General features: G+C 42.7%; 24 protein-coding genes, 1 pseudogene and 1 riboswitch. Of the genes and pseudogenes, 9 read left to right on the top strand and 16 right to left on the bottom strand.

What is annotated here, in order from left to right:
* Positions 1-58 precede the first annotated feature (58 nt).
* The 4 genes from ACQ5BJ_RS11395 to ACQ5BJ_RS11380 all read left to right on the top strand — a co-directional run bounded on the left by ACQ5BJ_RS11395 (position 59) and on the right by ACQ5BJ_RS11380 (position 4,266).
* Complete coding sequence (locus ACQ5BJ_RS11395) at positions 59-775, top strand: CAP domain-containing protein (RefSeq protein ID WP_005550368.1); 717 nt, start codon at positions 59-61, stop codon at positions 773-775.
* A gap of 424 nt (positions 776-1,199) precedes the next feature.
* Entirely contained in the window at positions 1,200-2,699 is a 1,500-nt protein-coding gene (gene putP, locus ACQ5BJ_RS11390) for a sodium/proline symporter PutP (RefSeq protein ID WP_430109604.1), read from the top strand.
* Positions 2,700-2,803: 104 nt separating this feature from the next.
* A complete protein-coding gene (locus tag ACQ5BJ_RS11385) occupies positions 2,804-3,526 on the top strand; it encodes an ABC transporter ATP-binding protein (protein ID WP_430109607.1) in 723 nt (240 codons plus the stop codon).
* Positions 3,523-4,266 carry an ABC transporter permease gene (locus tag ACQ5BJ_RS11380; protein ID WP_430109611.1) on the top strand — a complete coding sequence of 248 codons (744 nt, stop codon included), beginning with the start codon at positions 3,523-3,525 and terminating at the stop codon, positions 4,264-4,266. Before ACQ5BJ_RS11385 ends, ACQ5BJ_RS11380 begins: the two co-directional genes overlap by 4 nt.
* 162 nt (positions 4,267-4,428) lie before the next feature.
* Here ACQ5BJ_RS11380 and ACQ5BJ_RS11375 read toward each other — a convergent pair whose 3' ends face one another.
* The 4 genes from ACQ5BJ_RS11375 to ACQ5BJ_RS11360 form a co-directional block, all read right to left on the bottom strand.
* Positions 4,429-5,961: a vanadium-dependent haloperoxidase gene (locus ACQ5BJ_RS11375; protein WP_430109613.1), complete on the bottom strand. Its 1,533-nt coding sequence runs from the start codon at positions 5,959-5,961 to the stop codon at positions 4,429-4,431.
* Between the two features lie 387 nt (positions 5,962-6,348).
* Positions 6,349-6,675, bottom strand: coding sequence for an AzlD domain-containing protein (locus ACQ5BJ_RS11370; protein ID WP_262866837.1), 327 nt, complete (start codon positions 6,673-6,675; stop codon positions 6,349-6,351).
* The gene (locus ACQ5BJ_RS11365) at positions 6,666-7,394 is read right to left on the bottom strand and encodes an AzlC family ABC transporter permease (protein ID WP_268622488.1); all 729 of its coding nucleotides are present in this window, start codon (positions 7,392-7,394) and stop codon (positions 6,666-6,668) included. Before ACQ5BJ_RS11365 ends, ACQ5BJ_RS11370 begins: the two co-directional genes overlap by 10 nt.
* A gap of 79 nt (positions 7,395-7,473) precedes the next feature.
* Complete coding sequence (locus tag ACQ5BJ_RS11360) at positions 7,474-8,283, bottom strand: TrmB family transcriptional regulator (protein ID WP_163977244.1); 810 nt, start codon at positions 8,281-8,283, stop codon at positions 7,474-7,476.
* A 588-nt stretch (positions 8,284-8,871) separates the two neighbouring features.
* A riboswitch (cyclic di-GMP riboswitch) is annotated at positions 8,872-8,956 on the top strand.
* Between the two features lie 112 nt (positions 8,957-9,068).
* Between ACQ5BJ_RS11360 and ACQ5BJ_RS11355 the strand changes: the two genes are divergently transcribed.
* Complete coding sequence (locus tag ACQ5BJ_RS11355; RefSeq protein WP_430109617.1) at positions 9,069-13,190, top strand: glycosyl hydrolase family 18 protein; 4,122 nt, start codon at positions 9,069-9,071, stop codon at positions 13,188-13,190.
* A gap of 103 nt (positions 13,191-13,293) precedes the next feature.
* Here the strand turns inward: ACQ5BJ_RS11355 and ACQ5BJ_RS11350 are convergent, their stop codons facing one another.
* On the bottom strand, positions 13,294-14,328 hold the full coding sequence (locus tag ACQ5BJ_RS11350; RefSeq protein WP_430109620.1) for an alpha/beta hydrolase: 1,035 nt from the start codon (positions 14,326-14,328) through the stop codon (positions 13,294-13,296).
* 179 nt (positions 14,329-14,507) lie between these two features.
* Positions 14,508-14,735 (bottom strand): hypothetical protein, encoded by a 228-nt coding sequence (locus ACQ5BJ_RS11345; protein WP_430109622.1) that lies wholly within the window; start codon positions 14,733-14,735, stop codon positions 14,508-14,510.
* A 1,103-nt stretch (positions 14,736-15,838) separates the two neighbouring features.
* Between ACQ5BJ_RS11345 and ACQ5BJ_RS11340 the strand changes: the two genes are divergently transcribed.
* The 3 genes from ACQ5BJ_RS11340 (at position 15,839) to ACQ5BJ_RS11330 (ending at position 18,139) form a co-directional block, all read left to right on the top strand.
* Positions 15,839-16,816: a hypothetical protein gene (locus ACQ5BJ_RS11340; RefSeq protein ID WP_430109623.1), complete on the top strand. Its 978-nt coding sequence runs from the start codon at positions 15,839-15,841 to the stop codon at positions 16,814-16,816.
* 56 nt (positions 16,817-16,872) lie between these two features.
* A complete protein-coding gene (locus ACQ5BJ_RS11335; protein WP_430109626.1) occupies positions 16,873-17,889 on the top strand; it encodes a hypothetical protein in 1,017 nt (338 codons plus the stop codon).
* Positions 17,890-17,983: 94 nt separating this feature from the next.
* Positions 17,984-18,139 (top strand): hypothetical protein, encoded by a 156-nt coding sequence (locus ACQ5BJ_RS11330; protein ID WP_430113394.1) that lies wholly within the window; start codon positions 17,984-17,986, stop codon positions 18,137-18,139.
* 361 nt (positions 18,140-18,500) lie between these two features.
* On the opposite strand, the gene ACQ5BJ_RS11325 is transcribed toward ACQ5BJ_RS11330, so the two are convergent.
* The gene (locus ACQ5BJ_RS11325) at positions 18,501-19,091 is read right to left on the bottom strand and encodes a hypothetical protein (RefSeq protein ID WP_430109627.1); all 591 of its coding nucleotides are present in this window, start codon (positions 19,089-19,091) and stop codon (positions 18,501-18,503) included.
* A 204-nt stretch (positions 19,092-19,295) separates the two neighbouring features.
* Here ACQ5BJ_RS11325 and tnpB point away from each other — a divergent pair, with 204 nt between their 5' ends.
* Positions 19,296-19,466 carry an IS66 family insertion sequence element accessory protein TnpB gene (gene tnpB, locus ACQ5BJ_RS11320; RefSeq protein ID WP_430109629.1) on the top strand — a complete coding sequence of 57 codons (171 nt, stop codon included), beginning with the start codon at positions 19,296-19,298 and terminating at the stop codon, positions 19,464-19,466.
* Positions 19,467-19,537: 71 nt separating this feature from the next.
* Here the strand turns inward: tnpB and ACQ5BJ_RS11315 are convergent, their stop codons facing one another.
* From ACQ5BJ_RS11315 to ACQ5BJ_RS11275, 9 genes and pseudogenes are all read right to left on the bottom strand, one after another.
* Complete coding sequence (locus ACQ5BJ_RS11315; protein ID WP_430110325.1) at positions 19,538-19,699, bottom strand: YrvL family regulatory protein; 162 nt, start codon at positions 19,697-19,699, stop codon at positions 19,538-19,540.
* A 16-nt stretch (positions 19,700-19,715) separates the two neighbouring features.
* Positions 19,716-19,931, bottom strand: a complete 216-nt coding sequence (locus ACQ5BJ_RS11310; protein ID WP_430109631.1) for a YrvL family regulatory protein — start codon at positions 19,929-19,931, stop codon at positions 19,716-19,718.
* A 288-nt stretch (positions 19,932-20,219) separates the two neighbouring features.
* On the bottom strand, positions 20,220-20,609 hold the full coding sequence (locus ACQ5BJ_RS11305; protein WP_430109634.1) for a hypothetical protein: 390 nt from the start codon (positions 20,607-20,609) through the stop codon (positions 20,220-20,222).
* A 466-nt stretch (positions 20,610-21,075) separates the two neighbouring features.
* The gene (locus ACQ5BJ_RS11300; RefSeq protein ID WP_430109636.1) at positions 21,076-21,735 is read right to left on the bottom strand and encodes a hypothetical protein; all 660 of its coding nucleotides are present in this window, start codon (positions 21,733-21,735) and stop codon (positions 21,076-21,078) included.
* Between the two features lie 375 nt (positions 21,736-22,110).
* Positions 22,111-22,347, bottom strand: coding sequence for an aspartyl-phosphate phosphatase Spo0E family protein (locus ACQ5BJ_RS11295; RefSeq protein ID WP_171419053.1), 237 nt, complete (start codon positions 22,345-22,347; stop codon positions 22,111-22,113).
* A 150-nt stretch (positions 22,348-22,497) separates the two neighbouring features.
* Complete coding sequence (locus tag ACQ5BJ_RS11290; protein WP_430109639.1) at positions 22,498-23,730, bottom strand: helix-turn-helix domain-containing protein; 1,233 nt, start codon at positions 23,728-23,730, stop codon at positions 22,498-22,500.
* Positions 23,731-23,806: 76 nt separating this feature from the next.
* Entirely contained in the window at positions 23,807-24,022 is a 216-nt protein-coding gene (locus ACQ5BJ_RS11285; RefSeq protein ID WP_430109642.1) for a hypothetical protein, read from the bottom strand.
* A 100-nt stretch (positions 24,023-24,122) separates the two neighbouring features.
* Positions 24,123-25,022 (bottom strand): annotated as a pseudogene (locus tag ACQ5BJ_RS11280) (IS3 family transposase); the annotation flags it as partial.
* Positions 24,986-25,237 (bottom strand): helix-turn-helix domain-containing protein, encoded by a 252-nt coding sequence (locus tag ACQ5BJ_RS11275; protein ID WP_430109645.1) that lies wholly within the window; start codon positions 25,235-25,237, stop codon positions 24,986-24,988. The pseudogene ACQ5BJ_RS11280 and the gene ACQ5BJ_RS11275, both read right to left, overlap by 37 nt.
* Between the last annotated feature and the right edge of the window lie 185 nt (positions 25,238-25,422).

Below are 25,422 nucleotides of genomic sequence, written 5' to 3'. Positions count from 1 at the left end.
TTGCAGGAAAACCTAAATCCGGTAACTTCATTAATTAACAGATCTGGGAGGTTGGCAAATGGCAAAGTTTTTCGTATTAGCAGTATTATTATTGGTGGCAGGTTGTTCGTCCCATAACAATATGACGCAACAGCAAGTGACTCCTAAACAAACACGAACTTCAACTCATGGTCAAACTACTGCGCCAAACTCTGTCCTCACACAGGCATCATCAACAGCTACGTCATGGAAAGAGCGATCTTCCATGACAACAAAAGAAGCACAAAATGGAATTCCGTTGGATTTATTAGATCTGATTCGAACACCGGATGGAAATCCAGCAAACCAGGCGCCTACAGGAAATCCTGAAAATAAGGAGCCGACAGGTTCAACAGGATCAGTACAGGAAGGTAATAAAGAAAATAATCTATCCGAATTCGAGCAGCAGGTTCTGGATCTAGTAAATCAAGAAAGGTCTAAAACAGGATTAGGTTCATTGAGTAGGAGTGGAGAATTGTCAAATGTGGCTATGGTCAAGGCACAGGACATGTACAACAACAATTACTTTGATCATATTTCTCCAACACATGGATCCCCCTTCGATATGCTGAAGGAATTCGGGGTCACATTCAATACCGCTGGAGAGAACATCGCAAAAGGGCAAACCACCCCTACCCAGGTTATGAATGACTGGATGAATAGCCCAGGCCACAGAGCAAATATACTGAATAATAGTTATACCCATATCGGTATTGCTTTTTATAACAACACATGGGTTCAGGTATTTACTGGATAACGCCTTTCCTCTCCGAACAATAACGTACCAAAACCCGCAATTTATGCGGGTTTTTGGTGCTTCAGGCTGTCGACATTCTTATTTTTTACGAGAATTCTCCTTTTACGAATACTGAAATGAAACCCACGAATCCGCACTCGCTTCGGCAAACTTCACCAGTTCAACTCCACTGTACTTATCCATGCTTTCGCAACGCTCGCTTCCCCTAAGTATACCTACAGTATGTAATATTGGAAAATATCATCTTACACTGAAAATAGCCCACTCCTCCACCTATTGGCAAGTTGAAGTTCTCTGACGCTCCCAGATAACATTGTACGAACATCCCACTTACAGCCTTCAACTCACTTTCGAAATTCAGGTCAATATGTTAATGTGTTGGTTATATATTGAATAAATAATCATTTTTAAACGAGGTGGAACAGTGTTAGAAAATACCCCAAAATTGATTGCCATCGTGATATATATGGCAACTATGCTAGGTATAGGGTGGTATGCTTTCCGAAAAACGACCAACTTGACGGACTATATGTTAGGGGGACGTTCCTTAGGGCCTGCTGTAACTGCTTTAAGTGCTGGCGCTTCCGATATGAGCGGATGGCTCTTAATGGGGCTTCCGGGAGGGATTTACCTAACGGGACTGTCAAATATCTGGATTGCCATTGGCTTATCGGTTGGCGCCTATCTTAACTGGCTGTTTATTGCCCCACGTTTGCGCACATACACGGAAGTTTCCGGGAATTCCATTACCATTCCGTCGTTTTTGGAAAATCGATTTAAGGATCGCACCAAACTTCTGCGGATCGTTTCCTCTATTGTTATCCTAACTTTCTTTACGTTCTATGTTTCCTCAGGTATGGTGGCAGGAGCCGTCTTTTTTGAAAATTCCTTCTCCCTTCCTTACATAGCGGGGCTGCTCCTCGTTTCCGGAGTGGTTGTAGCCTATACATTGTTTGGGGGCTTTCTTGCGGTCAGTTGGACGGACTTTGTCCAAGGGCTTATCATGCTGCTTGCCCTTATCCTTGTACCGGTGTTAGCAATGAGCGAGACCGGTGGGTTTGCCAACACCGTTGATACAATCAGAGCCATAGATCCGTCCCTCCTGGACTTATTTGCCGGTACTACTGCGCTCGGCATCATCTCTGCAGTTGCCTGGGGACTTGGCTATGTTGGACAACCGCATATTATCGTCCGCTTTATGGCCATCCGCTCTGTACAAGAGACCAAAACTGCACGACGCATTGGTATGGGCTGGATGGTTGCTTCATTACTTGGCGCTTCATTAACAGCATTGGTGGGTCTTGCTTTTTTTACACAAACAAATTATACATTGTCTAATCCAGAAGCTGTCTTCATTCAACTTGGACAAATTTTATTCCATCCGTTTATTGCCGGACTTGTCCTTGCTGCCGTATTGGCTGCAATCATGAGCACGATTTCTTCTCAGCTCATTGTAACCTCTAGTGCATTAACAGAAGATTTATATAAGCTGATTCTGCGTAAAAATGCCTCTGACAAAGAACTTGTGTTCTTTGGACGAATGGCTGTTCTAACGATTTCAGTCATCGCCTGCCTGCTTGCGTTGGGCGGTGAAAACAAAACCATTTTAAGTCTCGTCGCTTATGCCTGGGCCGGTTTTGGCGCTTCCTTTGGCCCCGTTATCCTGTTAAGCCTGTACTGGAGAAAAATGACCAATTGGGGCGCCATTGTCGGAATGTTAGCAGGCGCAACAACAGTAATCATTTGGAAAAATATTGATCTGCAAATTACGAAAGATATATACGAAATCATTCCCGGATTTATTGTCAACCTTATTGTCAGTATTGCCATAAGCCTATTTACCTATCAACGAGACGAATCAATCGAGAAAGAGTTTGATACCAGCTTGAAACGGTTACACACGAATGATGCTCACACACCTTGAGAAAATGAAAAAGCAATTACCACAAACCCTACACTTTAACACCAGACTTTGCTCTGGTGTTATTTTATTTATGCAAAGAGAGCATTTAGGAGGGATTGGTTAACGTGGAAACGACGATCAAGGTAGAAAACTTGAGCAAATCTTACGCCAACGTCAAAGCGGTTGAACATCTAAACCTATCGATTTGTCGTGGTGAAGTATTCGGCTTGCTGGGCGCAAACGGTGCAGGAAAAAGCACCACCATTGAGTGTATATTAGGCACCAAAAAACAGGACAGCGGTACGGTGGCCATATTGGGAATGAATCCGCAAACGGAACGTAAAAAGCTGTTTGAGAAGGTCGGTGTTCAATTTCAAGAAGCCAATTACCAACAGAAAATAAAAGTGTCGGAACTTTGTGAGGTCACTGCATCTCTTTACAAAACCGCTAAGGATTACACGCGCTTGTTACATCAATTTGGACTTTCCGACAAGCTGAAAAGTCATGTAAGCGAGCTTTCGGGAGGACAGAAGCAACGACTGTTCATCGTTCTTGCGTTAATTCCAAATCCCGAGGTTGTATTTTTAGACGAGTTGACTACTGGGCTAGATGCGAGAGCAAGACGGGATGTGTGGAAAAGCCTTGCTGATTTAAAAGTAGAAGGGTTAACCATTCTGTTGACCTCTCACTTTATGGACGAGGTGGAAGCTCTGTGTGACAAAATCATGATTCTGAAAAAAGGGAAAAGCATTTTTTGCGGAACCGTACAGGAAGCGATTGCGGCCAGTCCTCATGAGAAATTTGAGGATGCATATCTTTGGTATACAGATGAGGAGGAAAGAAAATGAGAGCATTTAGGGCGCTGCTCAAAACAGAGTGCAAACTGTCTCTTCGCGGGATGGACATGTTCATCTTTGCGATCTGCATGCCAGTCGCCGTCGTGATCATTTTAGGCACAATTTTCGGAAATAAGCTAGCATTCGATGGCGCAGCTTATACCTTCCTGGAACAATCGTTTGGAGCGGTGGCCACGATTGCAATATGCGCTGGCGGAATTATGGGACTTCCTCTAGTGGTATCCGATTATCGAAGCAGGAGGATACTAAAACGTTTTAAGGTTACGCCGACCAGTCCCGCTCTTATATTAGCCGTACAAGTTGTAATCTATGCCCTTTATTCCATTGCTTCCCTTATCCTCGTTTATATGACTGCAGCGATTTTTTTTGGTTATCAATTTCATGGCTCGTGGCTGCAATTTTTAGGCGCATACTTACTGGTTATGCTGTCCATGTTCAGCATAGGACTACTGGTGGGTGGACTCGCGCCAAACATGAAAATAGCAAGTGCTGTAGCCAGCCTGCTATATTTTCCAATGCTTATCTTCTCTGGTGCTACCTTGCCTTATGAAGTTATGCCTGCAGCGCTTCAAAAAGTGGCCGATATATTACCGCTGACACAGGGCATTAAGATGTTGAAGGCCGCTTCACTTGGCTTGCCAATGGATCGTGTCATCATCCCCGTGGTTGTGATGATTGTGCTTACAGTGACATGTATGAGTATGTCTCTTCGCTTCTTCAAATGGGAGTAAATGGATGCGTCAGGAACGTCAGACGCTAGTGATATAAACAGTGACAGTCTAGGACTTTATTTTCTCGTCCATACTGTCACTGTTTCCTAACAATCTTTATTTTCATAAAACACCTTGCACTACTTTTCGAGGAAAATCTGAGGCCGCTTTATGCCCAGGCGATCATTTTACAATTATGGTTGTGCCGTCGAATTTCGTAAGCGTAAATCCGCGGAATGGTTCGTTAAACGTATGCCTGTAGTTGCGAAGCAAACCAATGGCGGCAGCCTCGCCCAGATTCATTCCATGGAAGCAGTCGGAACGATAATGAATGCCTGCAAATCCCCGACCGATGCCCAAGTTATTGGCAAGCTTATTCAATTCACCGCCTATTGTGAGCGGCACCCCGTTTAAAGGCTCAAGGGTCAGGCCGTCGTCGCTCGCTATAACTGGATTCGGCAGAACAAAATCTTCTTTAAAGAACGCCTTTAACATGGTGACGCCTGCGCCGGCAATTACGGCATGACCTGCCGGATAAGAAGGATGTGCCGGGCAACCTTCCGGGTAAGCCTGCGGCAGCAAGTAAGTGCCATATTTATTGAAGGTTAGTTCAACTGCGGGAGAATCCAGAAGCTGATGGTTAATCGGATAATTTACTGTGTTCGTTCGTTGATTTTGAACGAGACCGCCAAACTCTTCCGGCCGCAGTCTCCGATGCACCAGAAACTTCTGATACCAAGCAGATTCCATCGAGAAATTCGCGGCCCGAGCGACCAAATCCAAAATATACGGAGCACCAAAGGTGACAAATCCAGTCTGGGTGCGCGATTGGAAATACGGATTGGCCGGGTCAAGTGCGGAAGGCCCCAAGCTCAACAAATATAAACAGGCCATTAACACACCTTGATAAGAAAAATCTTTATGCACCCATTCGCTTAGATCTCTTCCGTTTCTTAAATATCGGGGCTCTGGATCATAGGCAATAGAAGCAGATGGAGCAGCGCCATTTTGAATGCTTAGCCATGATTGATAATCCGTTAAAAAATGTTGATCTGCCAAAGGAACCTTGTATTTTTGAATAATGGCAGTGGCGCCAAATGGAATCTCTTTATATAAAAATTGCGAGAGATATGGACCTGCCAGATCGCCTTGCGTAACGCCGCGAAATAAGGTTTGCGGCGTTACTTGTCCATTTATTTTGGGTCCGTAAAAATCCGTCAGATTTGACAGGTTTTCCGCTGCTGCAGCCGCTAATGAATCCCTATCGTACCGATTGAAAGGAACATCGCGCAACAGCGATGCCCAATACAGTTCGACCATATCGCTGGCGGCCGCAGCACTGTTTATCGAAGGCGGAGCTGGAATCGTTAATGAATGCCCGTCGGGTCCGGCAAGATCATACACGTATGAGGCTTGCGGATTAACGAGCTTGAGCGTTCCCCCGAGCGGAATTTTTTCAAATTTACTTGGCTTTCCGCTTTTTAATGCTTTGAGATAGGTCTTGTAAGCATGCTGATCAACTTCTCCAAGAACGTTATGCGGCAGGCCTTTCGAGAAGTTCCCGATTTTGTTCGGATATTTTTTTTCATCGTGATTGCAGGGCTGCGGCAGGATTTTGCGCAACTTTTCTTCAATGGCGGCTTGTTTCCGAATTTGGTACGCTTTACATCGCCTTTCCTCCGGGTCGATGGGGCCGAGTACACACGAGTCATCCATATGATTCCTCCTTGAGCATTAGTAAGAAGCACAAAGATCTATATAATTTATTCAAATTTATCGATTTAGTATTGGATATATGTAGAGGACTTGACCATAAAAGAAAAAAGGGCTTTATTCCCATTTTTTCGCATCTGTAAATGCAATCTCGCCAAAGGTGTTCAAACATGGAATGGTGTTTTTAAGGAACGCATTTAAAATAGGGAGGTATCTAGTCGGTGCTTCTTTTAGATGTACGAAAAGCCTGTCCTTATATCGAAGAACAGGCTCATGTATAGATAAAGACCCGCACACTGCGCGGGTTTGCCGATAATGGACAAATATGCTCTTTCCAATAGCAGTGGTGTTGCATGTAAACGTGGAACCTGACGAAATTAAGATCTCATTTTAAAACAAAAAGCGTAAAATGATAATGGAAATAATACCTCCCACTACGGTTCCCAGCAAACTTCGTGTTTTTATCGCAATCAAAAAAGTCGGTATGGCTGCAAAAAATTCGATGTTATTTGTAAGCGGTGGAATCTTTCCATCATGGATAAATATCTCTTGACCTATCAGAGCTGCTATGACAGAAATCGGAACATAATTTAACCATCGCATTCCCCATTCTGGCAATTCAAAACGACTAAGCACCATAAGAGGAACAACCCTTGGAAGGAACGTTACAAACGCTGAGCCGAGAATAATCAAAAAAATGTCCCATCTTACTTCCATTTTTCCACCACCATTCCTATTGTTGAGGCAATAATTGTAGCAATAATAACCCCCATACTGCTGGATAACACGAAAGAACTTCCCACTGCAATGACAACTGCGATAATGGCGACAAAGATATCCAGTTTGATTTTATTTCGCCCTAACATGGAGAGGATGAGAATGCCAATAAACATAGCGGGTAAGGCAAATGCTAGTCCGAATTTCTCAGGATTTGAAATCCATTGTGCCAAAAATGCTCCTGCTACATTAGCTGCAAGCCAATTGATATAAGCGGTTATGTTGAGGCCATGCATCCATTTCTCACTGATTCGTTTTTTCTTTGCAGCCTCGGTAATCGCGACACCGAATGTCTCATCGGTGAGTAGAGAGCCTACCAGCATGTTTCGAAGCGGAGAAAGATGCCGAAAATAAGGTGCTAGTGCTGCACTAAGTAAAATATGACGAAGATTAACAAAGAAAATCGTAATAATTATAGCAGTAAGCGAACTACTTGTTGCGATCATGCCTGCAGCAATAAACTGAGCTGAGCCCGCATAAAGAATTAAAGACATTAGAGCGATCTCAGCTATGCTAAGTCCCGCAGTTTTTTGGATTACGCCAGCAGCTAATCCGATACTTAAATACCCTAGTAAGGTAGGGATACAATCTTTTACTCCTTGGATAAAGCTGTCTTCATCTTTCTGAGTCGAATTCATTTGGACATTCGACAGACTCATTTCATCCCCTCCTTATTTTTAAACATTAGAAGCTAACACACTAACTACTATGAAAAAGAGAAAGAAAATACGGTTCAATTTATTTGAACCGTTTTCCAGTAACAACATGAAATAGGTTAGGGTCGTTTTTCCAAAGTGCTTCTGTTTTCTCTGGCCCCACTTCTTTCACTAATTCTGAAAACATAATGTCATGTCTGATGTATTCCATCGCAATTAACACAAGTGCAGGGTCTTCTGTTTTTACCGCCCATGCCGGTGTGTTTGGCGAAAAGTTTGCAATTAATACTTCTTCATTGTCCCGTGCAACAATCGTTAAGCGACCATTCATACGTTCCTCAGCTACTTCTGGAGCCATATAATTGTGATGAGTCGTTACACCAAGCCGAATCTCAGGTGCTCCAAAAAGAATCGAAAAAACGTGGATATCCTCTTTTATCCGCCTATCTATAGCACCTTTTACAGAAGAGACTTGCGGTTCCCAAATCGACAACCATATTTCTTCTTCCGCTTTATCGATAATGTCAATCATTTCGGCCGCAACGCGTTCATCACTGCTGATGCGTCGAATGACATCTACTTCCTGTTCACTTTCTAACGCAGATAAATTCTTTTCCAGATAATCCATAGAATTATCAAAGTCATTACGCAAGCGACGGATTAATTCTTTTGCGGGTAAGGGTGCATAGGTTACAGGGTCAGAAGGTACTGTATAAACCGCACCTTTATCCATTAATTTTGCTAACACTTCGTAAATCGTTGAACGAGGTACACCTGACCTTTTACTTATTTCATATCCGGTTATGGGGAAATTTTTTAACAGCCCTATATACGCCTTACATTCATATTGCGAAAAGCCCCACTTCTGAAGTTCTTTAAAAAGTTCTTCCATGGCAACTCCTTTAGTAGTTAGTATGTTACTTACTATAAAATAAAATGGATTACCTGTCAAAGCAATCCTGGTTCCGTTTTTGAAAAATGATCGTCAGCCCACTGTTTTATTCCTGATTCTCCAACTTATGGACGAGGTATAATTACCCAAAAACGAAGGATAAATCCTTTTAAATCCATCCAAGGAACTATTTAGTTGCATGAATTTGACTTATAAGGAAAGTTATATTCCGTTATTATTTTGCGAACTCTGGCTCGTTCACCCACACTACAATACATCTCCCATCCTCCCTAAGACCTACTGCCCAAGCCTTTCCGGACATGAAGAATCTGTAAAAAAGCATTACAAGGAGTAACAAGGGAACGTTGCAGTTACAGGCTTGATGTCCAGTATCAAACCATATGGAATTAACATACATCTCCTTATTCCATCCGAATTTCAACATGATAGATTTCAACTGAATAATAATATCGTCCTATGTTCATATATTCACATTTGAGCCGCATGACCCATTAACGAAACGCGAAACTGCTGTATATTTAACGGTGTAAACATGTATCGTTATGCAAGAGTATGCATGTTTGCACAAGCACGACTAGGCAAAGCTAGGGAAATCTAGTGACGCAAAACTAAAGGGGCTAAGGAAGAAATTCTATGCCAGCCAGATGCCGATTAATAGAACCCCATCTCTATTCGTCGTATGCGTTGTTTTTGTATGATTCATGGCGAGATGCCCCCCCCTAGCTGCCTATTAATAAAATCTATTGATAGGAAGTGAATAACGGATGAAGACTGGGAGAAAGCGGAGTGCCCGAAGATTGTTCGCAATAACGGTAATGACCATCATGATGTTCGTATCTTCGTTGGCGCCGGCTTACGCAGGAACGACTGTTTCCGCAGCACAGGAACCTGTGGTCAAAAATGCAACAAAGGAAATCCGGAATGTCATGTACTATGGCGATTGGTCAATTTGGGGAGGACAAGGAAACTTTTATCCCAAGGATATTCCGGCCGATCAATTAACCCATTTGAACTATGCGTTTCTCGATTTTGATGCCCAAGGCAACCTTGTATTTACGGACAAGGATGCGGCTGTAGAAGCGCCTGTCGGCCAGGATGGCGTTCAATGGCAAGCGGCCAATGCAGGCATCCTTATCGCCCTGCAGCAATTGCGCGCTGAAAACCCGAATCTGAAGATCGGCATCTCTCTTGGCGGATGGTCGAAATCAGGCGACTTCGCTGCCGTAGCAGCCGATGCTTCAAAACGGGCGAATCTGATCCAAAATGTCATGAAATTCATCAAGTACACAAACATGGACTTCGTGGATGTCGATTGGGAGTTCCCGGCTGAAGTTCGACAGCCCGATTTGGTCGATAATAAGAACGATGAAGGCACGAAATACGCCATGCCGGAGGACAAAAACAATTATATTTTGCTCCTGCAAGATATCAAAAACGCATTGAATAAGCAAGGAGCCGAGCTTGGTAAAGCATATGAACTGTCTGTTGCGCTTCCAGCGCCGAAGAGCAAGATTGATATCGGCATTGATGTGCCAAGACTGTTCAACATTGTAGACTTTGCCAACATTATGACTTATGACATGCGCGGCGCATGGGATGAAGTAAGCGGCCACCATACCGGCTTGTATACGAACCCGAACGACCCGCTCACGGGCAACAACCTGTCCATCGACGAGAGCGTGAATTATTTGATTCAGCAAGGTGCTGAGCCGAATAAGATTGTGATCGGGGCAGCCTACTATACTCGCGGCTGGGATAAAGTGTCGCAAGGATCCGATCCGAATCATCCGGGTTTATTCGGGGATGCGGCACTATCCGCGAAGGATGCGGATCAGACTCCATCCCGCGGCGCGGTTGGCGAAGCAGCGCTCGCTATTGGGGACGGCGGCCGCCGAACAGGGATTTGGTCTTATCGCAACCTCGACAAGCTGAAGGCCACTTACCCGAATCTCAAGGAATATTGGGATGATGCTGCCAAAGCTCCATATCTGTATGATGGGACTACCGGCGTATTCTACACGTATGACAATGAAAGATCTATTCAAGAGAAAACGAAATATGTGCTTGAAAATGGTCTGGGCGGCGTCATTGCTTGGATGGCTTCCAATGATGCCCCTACTACGGATCCTGCCAAGCGCGACAAATTAACAAAGGCAACGAAAGAAGGCCTCTTCGGAAGCCAGGCGTTGACAACACATGAAATCCAATATACCAAGCTGGACGTAACGGCGGATGTGAAACCGTATACTGAGGCTTGGGGCAACAGCAAAGGGTATGAAATTACCCTCTTCAATAACGAGTCTTTGACCGAATCGAATCAAGTGTTGAAAGCGGTGGAAAGAGGAGCAAAAACGGTTAAGCTGCCGAAGCTTTACATCCAAGCCGATGGGCCGTTGACTTCCGGCGATTATTTGGCGGGAACCGTAACGAATGAGAACGGTTACACGGTCGTCGATTTGAAATCGGTCTATGATGCAAAAACGATTGAAACTGGCAGATCCTATACGTTCAAACTGAAGGGAGATGCCAAGATTACAAGCATGGAGCTGGTTCAGCGGGTGTCGAATAACAGCCCGGAAATGAACAGACAACTCATTCTGGGTGATGAAGCTCCAAGCATGAATCAACCGCCTGTTTTGCATGGCGTAGCGGATCTGACGCTTACAGTCGGCGACGACTTCGATAAGCTGGCCGGCGTAACTGCTACGGACGCAGAAGACGGAGATCTCACACCACGTATTGCCGTGGCGGGAGAAGTTAATACGAATGCTGCCGGCAAGTATGAGCTGGTGTACTCCGTTACGGATTCGCAAGGATTAACGGTCGAGAAAAAACGCACCATTACTGTTGTCGAAGAAGCTCCAAGCATGAATCAACCGCCTTTTTTGCATGGCATAGCAGATCTGACGCTTACAGTTGGCGACAACTTTGATAAGCTGGCCGGCGTAACTGCTACGGACGCAGAAGACGGAGATCTGACTTCCCGTATTGCCGTGACGGGAGATGTTAATACGAATGCTGCCGGCAAGTATGAGCTGGTGTACTCCGTTACGGATTCGCAAGGATTAACGGTCGAGAAAAAACGCACCATTTCCGTTATCGAAGCGACAGCCCCGGGATATGATTTTGGGGTTGGCCAAGGAATCGAGTGGCCGAAGCAAGTCAATTCTCCATTCGTTGATATGGTTGCATGGGTTACCAAGCCAGGATACTCCAACAACGGCGCCCCTAACCTCGCTAGAATTTCCGAGGATACCGGCGTGAAATTTTTCAATCTCGGCTTTATTCAATCCAGTTCGCAGCAAATCGCGGACGGCAAAGTGCAATGGGGCTGGGGAGGATATTCCGTACTGAATGAAAAGAATGCGGATAACACCCAATACCAAGGGATTAAGCAGTCTATTCGGGAAATTCGCGAAATGGGCGGCGATGTCACGATCTCGCTGGGCGGTTTGAATGGCGTATCGTTTTGGGAAGTGACTCAAGACACCGATACCCTCTTCCATACGTATATGGAAATTGTTCAAGGCTATGGACTAACCCGATTAGACCTCGACATTGAGGGCGGCGCTCAGAACAAAGCGCTGAATGTCGCTAACGCGCAGGCGATTAAGAAGCTTCAGGATGCAACGGGAGTCGATATTGTATTAACACTTCCTGTACTGCCAAGCGGTCTGACTTCTGTTCAATTGGATGTATTGGAAGCTTACTTGTCTGCCGGCGTGGATGTCAAAGTCGTGAACATCATGACGATGTGCTATGGCAGCGGAACGCTCCTGCCTGGCGAGAACTATGGTTCCGCTTCGTTGAGAGCCGTTGATTCGACGAAGAATCAAGTCAAGCAGTACTTCAAGCAATTTGCCAACACGGATCTAACGGATCAAGACGCTTATGGCATCATTGGAACGACGCCATCCATCGGCTTTGAAGGCGCGGCTCATCCGATCTTTACGACAGAGTGGTCCCAATTGGTTGTGGATCATGCGATCGAGAAAGGGCTGGCGATGACCTCCTTCTGGTCGATGAATCGGGATGCGATGTTGGAAAACAACAATGGCGTAACGGCGCAATATCAATATACCGATATTTTCAAAGCATTCGGAAATGGAAGCACCCCGCCGGTTGCTACAAAGCCCGTGATTCATGGTGCAACAGATAAAACGATTTTCGTTAGCGAACAATTCGATCCGAGAGAAGGAGTTACCGCTACGGACAAATTGGACGGCGACCTGACCGATCGCATCATGATCGAAGGAGCAGTTGATTCCTCTGCTACAGGAACCTATAAGCTGGTGTATACCGTAGAGAACAGCCAAGGGCTGCAAGCGGTTGTTGAACGTACGATTACTGTGGCAGAAAAGATGAATCACAAGCCAGTCATTCATGGCGCAACAGATAAAACGGTTCTCGTTGGCGAGAACTTCGATCCGAAAGAAGGGGTTTCCGCTACAGATGAAGAGGACGGCGACCTGACCGATCGCATCGTGATCGAAGGAACGGTGGATTCCTCTACTCCGGGAACCTACAAGCTGATGTACACCGTAGAAGACAATCAAGGTTTGCAAGCCTCTGTAGAGCGCAATATTACCGTTCTCGACGGGCTTGCGGATACGTATGATCCGACCAAGATCTACTATCAAGGGGATACGGTCATCTACAAAGGAGAGAAATACACGGCAAAATGGTGGGTACAAGGCCAAGCGCCGGATTCCTCCCAAGCATGGGAAAAAGAAGTGATTCCAAATGAAGACGGCAGTGTGGATTACGTGCCGGGCAATGTGTATGTAGAAGGCAATTTGGTTCGCTATGAGGGCAAGCTCTACCAAGCCAAGTGGTGGACGAAGAGCATTCCGGGCAGCGATGAATCCTGGAAGCTTGTAGAATAATAGCAAGACGCAGCTGTCGGGACTGACCCTTTACGGGTTAGTCCCTTTTGCTTGCTTTCATGACTGCACATACGCGGTGGTAGGACTTTCAAAATAAAAGATCCTACTTCTTCTTTTTAACCATTATGATGGCTACGATAGCAAGTATAAATAATATTCCCGCTCCAATGATCGTAGGATTCATAAATGCCGTCATCTCTGTTTTGTTTGTATCAACCTTGTCTGATGTATTGTGATTGGCTGTATTGTTTGATGATTTATTACTATCATCATCTGTACTAGTTGTCTTGCCAAAGGAATTATTGACAAAAAGCAACAATTTGTCGGCTAATGCTTTACGTTCTTGTTTTTGTTCACCAGTCGAATCCTTGGAAAGCTTGGAATACCTGCCCTCCTCAGACAACATATCTGTACCATGTTCACGACTATCGATAACGTGAAACTGCTTTTGTTTTGAGGCGGATGCCTCATAAAGAGCTTTGACTTCATCATAATAATTTCCGGTAGGATCCTTCTCTGATACCGCGAAAAAAGCGGGTACATCTATCTTTTTAACAGCCTCCAACGCGCTTATTGCCGGATTTATACCAAATTGTCGTGGAGAAGATAATATTCCTAATCCTACTAATTCCGGTATATTTGGCGCAGCAACAGCTGTAGAAGTACCACCTATGGATGCTCCCATAGACAAGATTTTAGTTGCACCACGTTCCCTTAACACCTGAGCAGCAGCCAGTACATCTAAATCCCTACGATAAGTTCCATCTCCAGAAACCGAATCAGAAGGTTCATCATTTCTAAATGCCCAAAGAATCACCATATATCCTTCCTTTACAAGTCTTTCAGCAAAAGGAAGCCAGCTATCAACCATCCATCCATTTTCATGACCAAGTGTGATACCTTTATTACCACTGCCTAACACATAACCACATAATTTAACTCCATCTTGCGTAACAAACTCAACAGCATTTGCAGGGTATTTCTCTGGAAGGCTTCCTAGAATACCACCTGTAGGAACATCTTTTCCAGTTGCTACAATGATGCTTGTTTCCTTTTTATCTGTAGCAAATACAACGGAAGGTAAAAACATGACCACTACACAAAGTATTGCAAGAAGACGCATCGCTTTTCTTTTCAACTTCATTCACCTCTTTCTGTTCGCGTTCGGCGTTGAAAAATAAAGCGGTTTTTGCCTTCGTATACGAATCGTTCGGCCTTAATTGCCAACGACGTAACTAAGTATAACTCAGAGTTTTCATCAAAACGCGATCAAAATACCAACAAATTATTTCCAAATAATAACTCAACTCTCTAATTCTATTCTTCATCGCCACCATTCATCTTTTTCTTTAAAGTTGACCTAATTATGCTCTGCAACAGTATTTGTGAAATAAATAAAAATAAAGGTACAGTAACAGACATCTTATTGAGCAAATTAATAACTATCCAAACTGCAAGAAAAGTGACCATGTAAGTATAAGTCCAAAATACACTTTTAGATGAAATATATTTCTCCATTTCATCCATTTTTTTAAAGTCTTTCATAAACATCTCTCCTTATTAAATGTAAAATAGTTTTTACATTTTAATTATATGTATCTACATTCATGAATGTCAAATAGTTTTTACACCTTAATGATTTGATCACGATCCGTATAGGAGGTCAAAACACTGACTTTCATTCTCCCGAATTTTTTGGGGCGCCTCGATCCCGTTCATGTCCGGCAAAGTCCTCCCTTCAGATTAATTAGATCATTGGAACCAAATCATAATTCCCGATGTGATAATGGATTCGAATAAAGATCTAAGCAAATGAATCGGTTTGCAATCCGAAATTAGTACTAGAAGAAGCAAGGGGATCTCCCTTGCTTCTTTCCTTGCTTGCATGTTAGAACGAATTCTTTTTTCTCCTTTTGAATCGAAACCCACATCATTGTCGCGATTTCATCAGTGCCCACTCGCCGCACGACTTCCCCTAACGCGAGAAGCTCCTTCGTTTCTAGCTGACTCCACCAGACTTAGAATTCGAACGAGAGAAGGAGAAATTAACACCATTAACTTGGACGAACAGTTACGCAAAATTGCAAGAAATATCGCGAAGAAGCGAGTGCAGACCGAGAACTTCGGGCACAGCAATCTTGAGCAAATGGCAAAACAAAACAGAATTAAAAATACGATGGTTGAAATTCTTCAACGAGGAGATCTGCCCGCGCGTTCTGAGGTTGCCGAATCGTTGGTAAGAGAGTGGATAACCCCTCCGGGACACAGAATAATTATTATAAATGAATAATTTCGCAAGATGGGGGTGGGGATCGTCTATTCCGAACAAAAAGGCGGCTTCTAAACACAGTCCAAGCCAATTTGGAAGTATCAAACCCAACATTACTCTTGATATTCGAGAAGAATGAATCTTTCTTTGCGTTTCGTAATTTTCAAAAAAACTTATCACTAGGGACAAAAGTCTAGAATACACTATCGTGAACTGTTGTTAAATAAATTAAGAGGACTAGACATTAATGGATAACTCCCAACTTTAAACTCCCCCTGCCCCTTGGGTCACCTGCAATGTAAAACTAGATATTGGGCTATATTACATAAATAGGGATTTATCCTCGTTTTAGTCTTTGCAGCGGTAAAGGAGGGCCATTTTGCAGCCAAAACCAATTAATGAACTTATTTTCAAAGGAACGCATAACTCCTACAATAACAAAGATGGAGATCTGGATTGCCCACGCATGGCCCACCCGCCCGAAGTACAAATTGATGATTTCGGCGTTTGGGTGGTAGAGCTAGACTACAGCGTGACCAGAGAAAATGGAATACCAAGAGCTCTGGTAGGGCATGATCGCCCGGGGCACGGTACAAGCTGGGGTGTCTATCTGGTTGATTTCCTTCACAAGATTCGCAATACCATGTCCGTTAATTTAAATTATCGCCCCGTATTTATTATTTTGGATATAAAAACATGGGGAGAATTAGATCAAGAGTTTGATTATAACTTCAAAAAACAGGTGGGCATTGAAGCGATCAGTGATGTATTTAGGGGAAGGTTTATTTTTTTGGAGGAATTTAAACGCCAACACGGTGGTCGATATCCAACTGTCCCGGAAATAGCCGGAATGGCAGTGGTATGTACCAGTACTGATCCCTGCTTGCCTGAACTAACTATTTATAATCGTTGTGCCTCGAAGGAGGAAGTAGAGAACGGCATAAGGGTTGGAAACATAAATTTCATCCGGTTGGGCCAATATCAGAACGATTGGACATTCGAATATGCCGTCCCCCCCAACCCGCTGCATGTTGATGGAACCCGGCAACCCCCATGGAGAGTAATCGATTCGGTCGGAGACCCGTGTGATCCTTGCCCAAACGGGGATGTTTGGAAGGGGCAGGTAGTTGGTGAGCACGGGACCTTCCGGTTTCCCTATAATATGATCGGTAAAGCTGTTACCCGAGCAGAAGGCACAACGCCGAACGGTGTTCGCGATCCCAGACGCAGCGGATATGGTTGGACTGTTCTAATCAGGCCAGGATTTTATGACGAAAAAATTAATATCAATATTCCATTAACCCTTAAAAGGGATGATCGTTTTCCGGGATCCGTTGTAATCGGGAAACCAAGCTAATGTCTGCGGCCTCCAGCAACGTCAAACTTTAATTTCTTTAGAAGAAAGAAGGTAACATGATGTATCAAAACCTGTATTATCAAGCATGCCCGCAATTTACTTATCCGCATCATTATCATCAATTGTATCCGCAGCAACAGTATCCTCAAATGCATCCAATCCAACCGCTACCAGAAGAATTCAGGCAACAGGCAGATTGGCTGCTCAGTGGCAATGCCGGCACCAATCCGCCAACACACTTCTTGGGCACAACAGACCAAAAGCCACTCGTTTTCAAGACGAACGGAAGAGAAGCAACGCGTATCGGTGTTTCCGGTAATATTGGCATAGGGATTGAAAATCCGGAAGCGAAGCTTCATGTTAGTTCAACAGGCGATTTCAGTTCTCCCCAATTAAAAATTACACAGAGAACCCTTTCTGAATACTCACGTTTGCGGTTTCAAAACTACGGTATTGACCCGGATCGACCGGGGGTACCCGTACCTTTTCCCCTTTGGGACATAGCCGTAAGTGGTGATGTCATGAATTTCCATAATCAGGGATTTGGCAACATAATGACACTACGTGGGGGACGTGTCGGAATCAACAATGAAAACCCTCAGACGCCACTGCATGTGAACGGTATGGCGACCGTGGATATTCTCCAAATTACAGGAGGAAGTGATCTGGCTGAGCCTTTTTCAGTGGAGAAAGATTCGGGAGTTGAACCAGGTACGGTCATGGCCATCGATGAGTGTCATCCCGGCAAACTAAAGATAAGTGATATGGCGTACGATCGTAAGGTAGCAGGAATAGTCAGCGGAGCAGGCGGAGTGAACACAGGGTTGAAGCTTCAGCAGGATAACGTGCTGGAAGGAGAAATTTATGTGGCACTTGCCGGACGCGTCTATTGCAAGGCAGAAGCCCTTTCAGTTACCATTAAACCGGGGGATCTTTTGACGACCTCATCTATTCTGGGATACGCAATGAAAGCTTCTGACCCTGAGTCTTGTCACGGAGCCCTTCTTGGCAAGGCATTAGGTACACTTTCACATGGAACGGGGCTAATCTTGGTTTTGGTCAACTTGCAGTAATAAAGGAGGCATACTTTGCAGCCAAAATCAATTAGCGAACTTATTTCTAAGGATACCCAGAACTCCTATAACTGTAAAGCATAAGGCTTTATCATTGGTGACTGCAACATGTCCGCTATCCCGCTCTTCTCCATCCATCCGAGGATTCTTGGACGGCGTGGCGGAAATCGCTGGTGGCGCGTACGGCAATTTCGTCGCCACATACATGACGATACGCTCCATCGTTCGGAATGCCGCTCGAGCTCGTTGAACCGCATCAACGCCTTAAGGAGAATTTCTGGCGGCTGCCGATGTTCCGGAAGCCTCTCGCTTGACTAGATCTTTTCCTTCTCCGTATCAGTGATTAGTGCATAGCCTGAAAAGAAGCACCCCTGTGAGGGAACACTGCAAAACACAACCCAATTTGTTCCAGAATGGTCCGTCGGTAACGACAGGCCTTTTCTTCCGACATTTTCTTTCTAGTTAAAGGCGTACTTAGCACCGAATCCTCTGCCCTAACAGAATTCACCACGGAGCTTATTATATTATTACTTTCATCCTTGTAAAGAGTAATATATCCATCTTGCTTTTTATTTGTTGTAAAAACTACTACTTTAAGGTCGTTCTTTTTTCTATTTTTCCGTTCCACTTTGATTAACATCCGTTACTTGAAGTGATAGATTGTCGTTCCTTTTTGAAATTTCCTTATTATCTTTAGATAAAGCTATAATTTGAAATTCTGATCCTTCAAATGGAGACATATCCATCAACCATAATCTGGAGTCTCTTCCCTCAATAATTTTTGCCCGTCCATCCATACCTCTTTTCTGTTCTATAATTTTGATTTGAGCTATATCGGGATTTTGAATAAGACCATAATACATAGGGGGAGAAGTATTTTTTATAGATGGAAAAAACATATAAGTGAATCCGAACCGATTTAATGGTTCACTAATATCACCTTGAGCGGCGCTATAAATCACTTTATAGTTACCAAAGCTTTCTTTTAAAACTGCTGCTGAAAATCCAGTATCATTGAATTTTTGGTAAAAAACTACAATTCCGTGTTCCGTACTTTCTTCATGGATAATATTTATTTTCTCTGGATGTGAAATACTTAACGCTTCTTTTATGGTTTTTGGGCCGCTATTGTAGCGTATAACCAAGAAAGAAAACAACAACAATACGAAAAAAGCAACCGAAATAGATAGCATTTTCTTCATATAAAAGTCCCCTCCTTTTATTTCATTTAAAGCAAATATACATTATTATTCTTCGATAGTCTGTAATGTTTCTTCTTGATTTTGACTGTGACCCTGCCAAATACGAAAGGAACGATGCCCAAGTCTATTGACGGCTAGCCTCACTCATGCAGAGAGGATTTCAGCTCGATCCCTTCTCCCCAAGTCTGTTCGTTTTCTACAATCGTGAACACAAATAAACTCAAGATTCTTTACTGGGAACACAATGGAATTGGGCTGTTCTATCGTCGTGTGGAACGGGGGACATTCCAAGGGTCGAGCAGCGGCAAAAGAGTATCTAATCCGTTGTCGCAAACGATCATACCTGTATTGCAAAATCATTCGTTTATAAAGTAGGAGTAATTGTGCTGTAAGAAGTCTTCAATATCTGATTAATTGTTTTGGAGCGTATCAAAGTTATGGAGATATTATAATGATCTACGATCCTTTTCTTTTTTTCGAAATAGCGAAGTATCGATCAGATAGATAATAAGAACAAAAGCGATCTCAGAAAAAATAGAAAAATGAACGGTAGTCATCCATTCATCAATCAGATGAACGGCCATAAAATCGAGGAGTATTCGGAAAATAGCGTCATGGTACTGCTTAAAATGTAGACCTAGAGAGGAAGTACCTTGTCTTCATAAATATAAATAATACTTTGGCAACCGCATCAGCAACAATCGATAACCCAATAAACAGAAGTATCGATCCCCACGATTCGTATTGAACCCCTAATACCTCGAAAATACCAATATGGAAGAATAGCAAAAAGGCAGCCATGCCAATCATAATAAGAAGCAATAGTATACTTACTATCACAATAGGATTTCTTTATTCCTTTTCATTTTCTATCTTCAATTTTAATAAACATGGTTACAAGTAAAGAAGCCAACTAATTGAAGCTGGCTTCTTTTTTCATCATATCTTCACTTCGAGTAATTATTAAATCATTACTCTTCTATTTCAACCTCAAACTCATAGGGAAGGAGCTTTTCTTTTAACAGAACTGGCTTTTTGCTTGCTTCCATGCTATCCAGAAGTTCTCTAGCGTCCCCTTTCAGTAAAAGGCTCTGATAATTTTGAAGTAATTACTGAACTCAAATTGGACTATCTTTTCGAAAGTGTCACTTCCTCTTCTAAGTTATTCCATTTAATCTTTGCCTTTAATGAATCTGATTGAAGTTTTTCACCTGCATCTTGTTCTTTTACATACTTCACACTATAAATGTAGGGAGGTTTTTTGTTGATCTGGGTCGATCCAGAAGCATTGAAATCGCTATTTAGAAACTTGAATTCCAATGATTCTAATAAACTTTCTTGTCCAATATATTCGAAGCCGATCTCAAAGTGATCGGGAACCGAATTTTGCACAACTTTAACAGTCCAATACTTACCACTACCTTTATAGACTTGCTCTTTTCCACAGCTTGTTATTGTGAACGAAGTGATAATAACGAGTATAGTAAAAAATAAAAACGATCTTCGTTTAACCTTCAAAGTCTCAACTCCTTGACAGACTAGAGGGTCTAACATATTCATTTCTTTTAATCCTTAATCTCCAAGCCTCGTGCTCCCTTCCAATTATGAGGGAGAACTCACAAGCACAAGTTTCTGTTCCTGTGAGTTCAATCCGCTTATTTAAGCTTACTGAGATTTAGGGCACGCTAGATAGTGTGATACCTAATGTACTTACTACATCACTTCTTCTTACTCCACAAGAATGTTTTTAGTGCAAATAAAATCAAGATAACCGTCATAGCAATCGAATAGTATATGTTTGCATGGTCATATGAGATTGTATAATTCCATGATAAGATAACCATAAGTACAAACAATACCATTACAGTTTGATCTGATTTGAAAATGTTTTTTTTGAAAATCAAGCTACCTACGAGAGCGGCTATTACTAAAACAGCAAATATAATTAGCAAGATATTGTGCATAGCCCCTCCTTTCTGTTCGATCAATTATTTGATGTTATAACAAAATATGGTGCAGGGAGCCAATGAAACTTAAACGTTACTCCTTTTCCATCGTTTTTGTAGGACAGTTCATTCGCAAACCATAAAGCGCCGAAACCTGCAACCGCCGACCAGAACGACACGATTTGGCCTCCAGGAATCAATGACGCCATGCTTGCTAAAAACCCAGATAAGCCTGCACCTTGATTAAGTGCATATACCCAGCTCTTTGTTTCTGAATCGCTGTATGTGACAGCAACTCCCCACCAGTATACATTGCTAAACGCATTTGTTTGAAATTCACTTGGCGGCATAATCTTGATCTGCCCATTTTGAATTGAAAGATACCCATCCCGTAACGCTTCATTCATTCTTTCTACACCTATAACGTATTGGTTGTAAACTTCTGGGGAGACGATGCTTTTTGCCACAGGATCAAGAGAGATGCTTTCTTCACCAATGATGATGTATTTATCCATCACCGGAGCTGCTTCCAAGACACTTCGAGAAAAAGCATCCTTGCCAATCTCAAGAATTCGACTTTCCTGTGACTGTTGCTGAAGATTTTTTGCAATCGAGGCCTCTGATGCGAATGCGGCTGGAGCAAAGACTGACAATAACAAGCTTACACTCAATACTGAAGTGATGATTTGCTTTTTCATTTTTTTCCTCCTTAATCATATAATGATTCGATATCTCATGGATCTGACTTTAGAACTAAATCAATTTTTTGATGAGATTTGATGCGGTATGGACAAAAGTACTTACTAAAGCAATCCATTTAGTGTCAATCTCTACAACCAAATAAAATAGGCATACCTCCTCTGTTTAGCGGCTACCCGATCCAATATTACAAAGATTTTGTTGGTGTTATAATAATTTCTAGCTGTTTTCTTTGCACGGCAAAGGAAGGAGCGCTTCGGAGTCGATTTCCGGTGTTGCCTGCTATGCTCGTCTGGAATCGACTCTAAATTATTGAAACAAGAGTGCTAGCATGACTAACATGTAGCATCCTTGAGACAACCTCTTTAATCAGGTTATCTTGCTTGAGAGAGAAGAATAAGACTAGCTCCTTCTATCGCCTTTTGGTTACCTTTATTCTTCGTATCCGAATAATTCTTTTTTTGAAGCTGCAATATGTACCAATCGAGTTCCTGACTAATTTCCACTACACGTCTATCGCTTAGGCTTTTCATTCCTTCTACTCTTCTTTCCAAGCGTTCGCGCAACTCTTTAACTTTTAATTGAATTAATTCTTCTTCCTGAGTTAGCATTGAGACTGGATCCCCCCTTCTCAATGTAAATTTAAACCAGGTTTCCTATATTCATTATTTTTTTCCTCTAACAAAACCTTTTCGACATATTCCGCCACAAACAAAAATAAGAGGTAGGATAAGTAATAAAAATTACTTCCCTTCCTCTTACTATGTCGACTCATCAACTTGTTGTTGTGCCCATTTGGGTAATATAAATAATATTAAATTGAAACAATCATTCGCCCTGACACGAGAATCTACACCTATATAATGCAAAATACTCAGCATGAAGCAGTCAATAGCTTCTTCATATTTTTTAAGCTGTATGTAATATCCTGCCTTTAACTTAAAATACAGAGCCAATTCAGATTTTTTAAAAGGCGTCTTATATTCAGTGTTTATTATTTGAGATTCATACTTCTTTAGTAACATGTTAATTGAAACTAGATCTTTATTATGAAGGTATAATTCGAAAAGCTCGTTAATGATATGGATGATTTGATCAGATGAGGATTGCTGTAAACAGATAAGGAGTTGTGATATGGCCTGCTCAATATGTCCTTTCTTGCCAAGGATGCAAGCTTCATTAAGCTTAATGTTTTCTTGTATTTCTTTAAACGAATACTTGTTACATTCGTGCATGTAATGCTCTGCCAAAAAGTAATTACCCAAATAGTAATAGGAATTGCTAGTCAGAAGCAGGGCACGAGCTCTGGTAAGTGGATCACTCTTATACTCTTCCACAACAGCAGAGAGTAATTCAATGCTCTTTTCATGCATTTGTAGCGCGTAAGCATGAAAACCTAATTTGAAATGAATAAGCGCTTTCTCCTCTTCTGGAAAAAAATCGATGTAATTAATCAGGTATATTCCTGTATGAAATGTCTGCTCCAGCCTGCTAAAATCATTACGTTCAATCAAGTACGTTTGAAAAAAAGCTTTGGCAACGTAAGGTTGTACTCCGTGCTCTCTGGCATACTTTGCGATTAGAGCAAATAATGTGAGTCTGATCGTATTATCAGTCACAGCTTCTGTCATTTTGTACAGCTCTTCAATTAAATCGTAGCTGTCTTCACTGTCAGATTGCAGGAACCTAGCTGCTATCTTTTCAATAACTGTGCTTTCGCCCCTCTGAATAGCTTCCAGTAGCAGACGTTGCAGCACCTTCTTACGCCTCTCCGTTACGATGTAATGACCAACCACATCCGAATATGGAATGGATAGCGAAGAACTTAAGGCGAGAATAGTATTCAATTCAGGGTGCTTCGTCTCCCCTCTTTCGATTTTCGATATCGTTCCTTTTGGAATACCTGATAACGATGATAAATGCGGCAAAGTGTATCTAAGACTCTTCCTATGATCATAGATTAACTCACCGATTAGCCTATCTTCTTTACTCAAACCATCACCTTCTTTCAAAACCACGTTTACACTTAATAATATTACATATATTTACATACAAACTACCATATATAAATTAATGTGTAAACATTCCGCGACAGAATAAGAGATCAATTGTAGTATAACCGACTAAACAAGAGTAGTCCCAGAAAAGGGGCTGAATAATAATTAAGATAAAAATTTGATAGGTGAGGGACTGACCACTTGTTCCGTTAGTCATTTCCAACATCGCATCATCCGCTTTCACCATAAAAGGAAGAGGCTGATTTTTAGAGAAATTAATGGCTGACATCCTCTAGTCTCTCAACTTCTACGCTAAGTACTGAGGTCAATTAAAAGAGCGCCGTGTTTGGTCATAACCCTGTCAAGTAGACAAGAATAAAAAGACACTATTATGCTGCGACCGTTTCTCGGTATTCCACCGGGGAACGGTCGTTTAGTTTCTTCTGAAAGCGTTCATGGTTGTAGAACGAAACGTATTCATGGATAACTTGTTCCAAGTCAGAGATCGATCGTAGATTGGTTAGATATATTTTTTCGGTTTTCAGATGTGAAAAAAACGATTCGATGCAGGCATTGTCAAAGCAGTTTCCACGTCGAGAATGGCTACCAACGATCCCAAGCTTTGTGAGTTTACGGTTAAACGGCTTTGAGGTGTACTGGAACCCTTGGTCAGAATGCAGAAGAGCACCGGTAAGATTTGTTTTCTCGCTGAGGATGTCCACTGTCTTCGTAACAAGTGAGAGATCGTTTCGTTCAGACAGATGCCAAGCCACAACCTCGTTGTTGTATAGATCCTGGATTACGGAGAGATATACAAAACGCTCTCCCACACGAATGTATGTAATATCAGTGACTAGCTTGCGCAGCGGCGATTCTGCATGGAACTTGCGATCCAGCCGATTGGGATGAACAACAGACGCCTGCTTGCCGAAATAGCGCCGCTTCTTCCGGATCACGGAGCGGATACCAAGCTTCTTCATGAGCCGGTAAACACGTTTGTGGTTAACGTGCAGCCCTTCGCGTTTCAAAGCTACTGTCATACGCAAATAGCCAAAGTACGGGTGTATTCGGTGTATCGCCATAATATGGTCTTCTATCAACTTCTCTTGCAAAACATGGGGATTAGGATAGGCTACCTTTTTACGCCATTTGTAATAGCCTGCGCGTGAGACTTCCGCCAGTTTTAGGAGCCATCCTAATGGATACTTCAACCTCATCTCCTCAACAATTTCACACCGACTCGATTTACTCGTCACTCCCCGTGTAGATTTGGATACCGCTTTTTTAAGTACTCGATCTCCGCCCTTAAATACGCCATTTCTTCTTCTACGCTTGCGAACTTGATCTTCGGACGTCCTTTACGAAAGGCTTTTTGCTCAAATGGTTGGCCTTCCTGATACCGCTTCAACCATACTTCTACCTGTGTCTTATTTCGAATCCCAAGTTGTTTGGCCACCTCTCGGTACGACATATTCCACTCGGTTACCAGTTTAACTGCTTGCATTTTTAACTATTCAGGATAATTGTTATTCGTACGGCCCCGTTCTCCCATGAAAAAATCCCCTCCGGTTGATAACGATTTAAGTCCATCTTAACAGATGTCTTTTTTACGTTGTCTACCATGAGGGGATATTACCAGTTCAGGGCGCTCTTTTAATTGACTTCTTAGCACTGTATCAAGTTCGTCAT

It is taken from the genome of Paenibacillus sp. B1-35, assembly GCF_050474385.1.
In the GTDB taxonomy this organism is placed as follows: domain Bacteria; phylum Bacillota; class Bacilli; order Paenibacillales; family Paenibacillaceae; genus Paenibacillus_B; species Paenibacillus_B alvei.
This window is presented reverse-complemented; position numbering and strand designations above follow the sequence as displayed.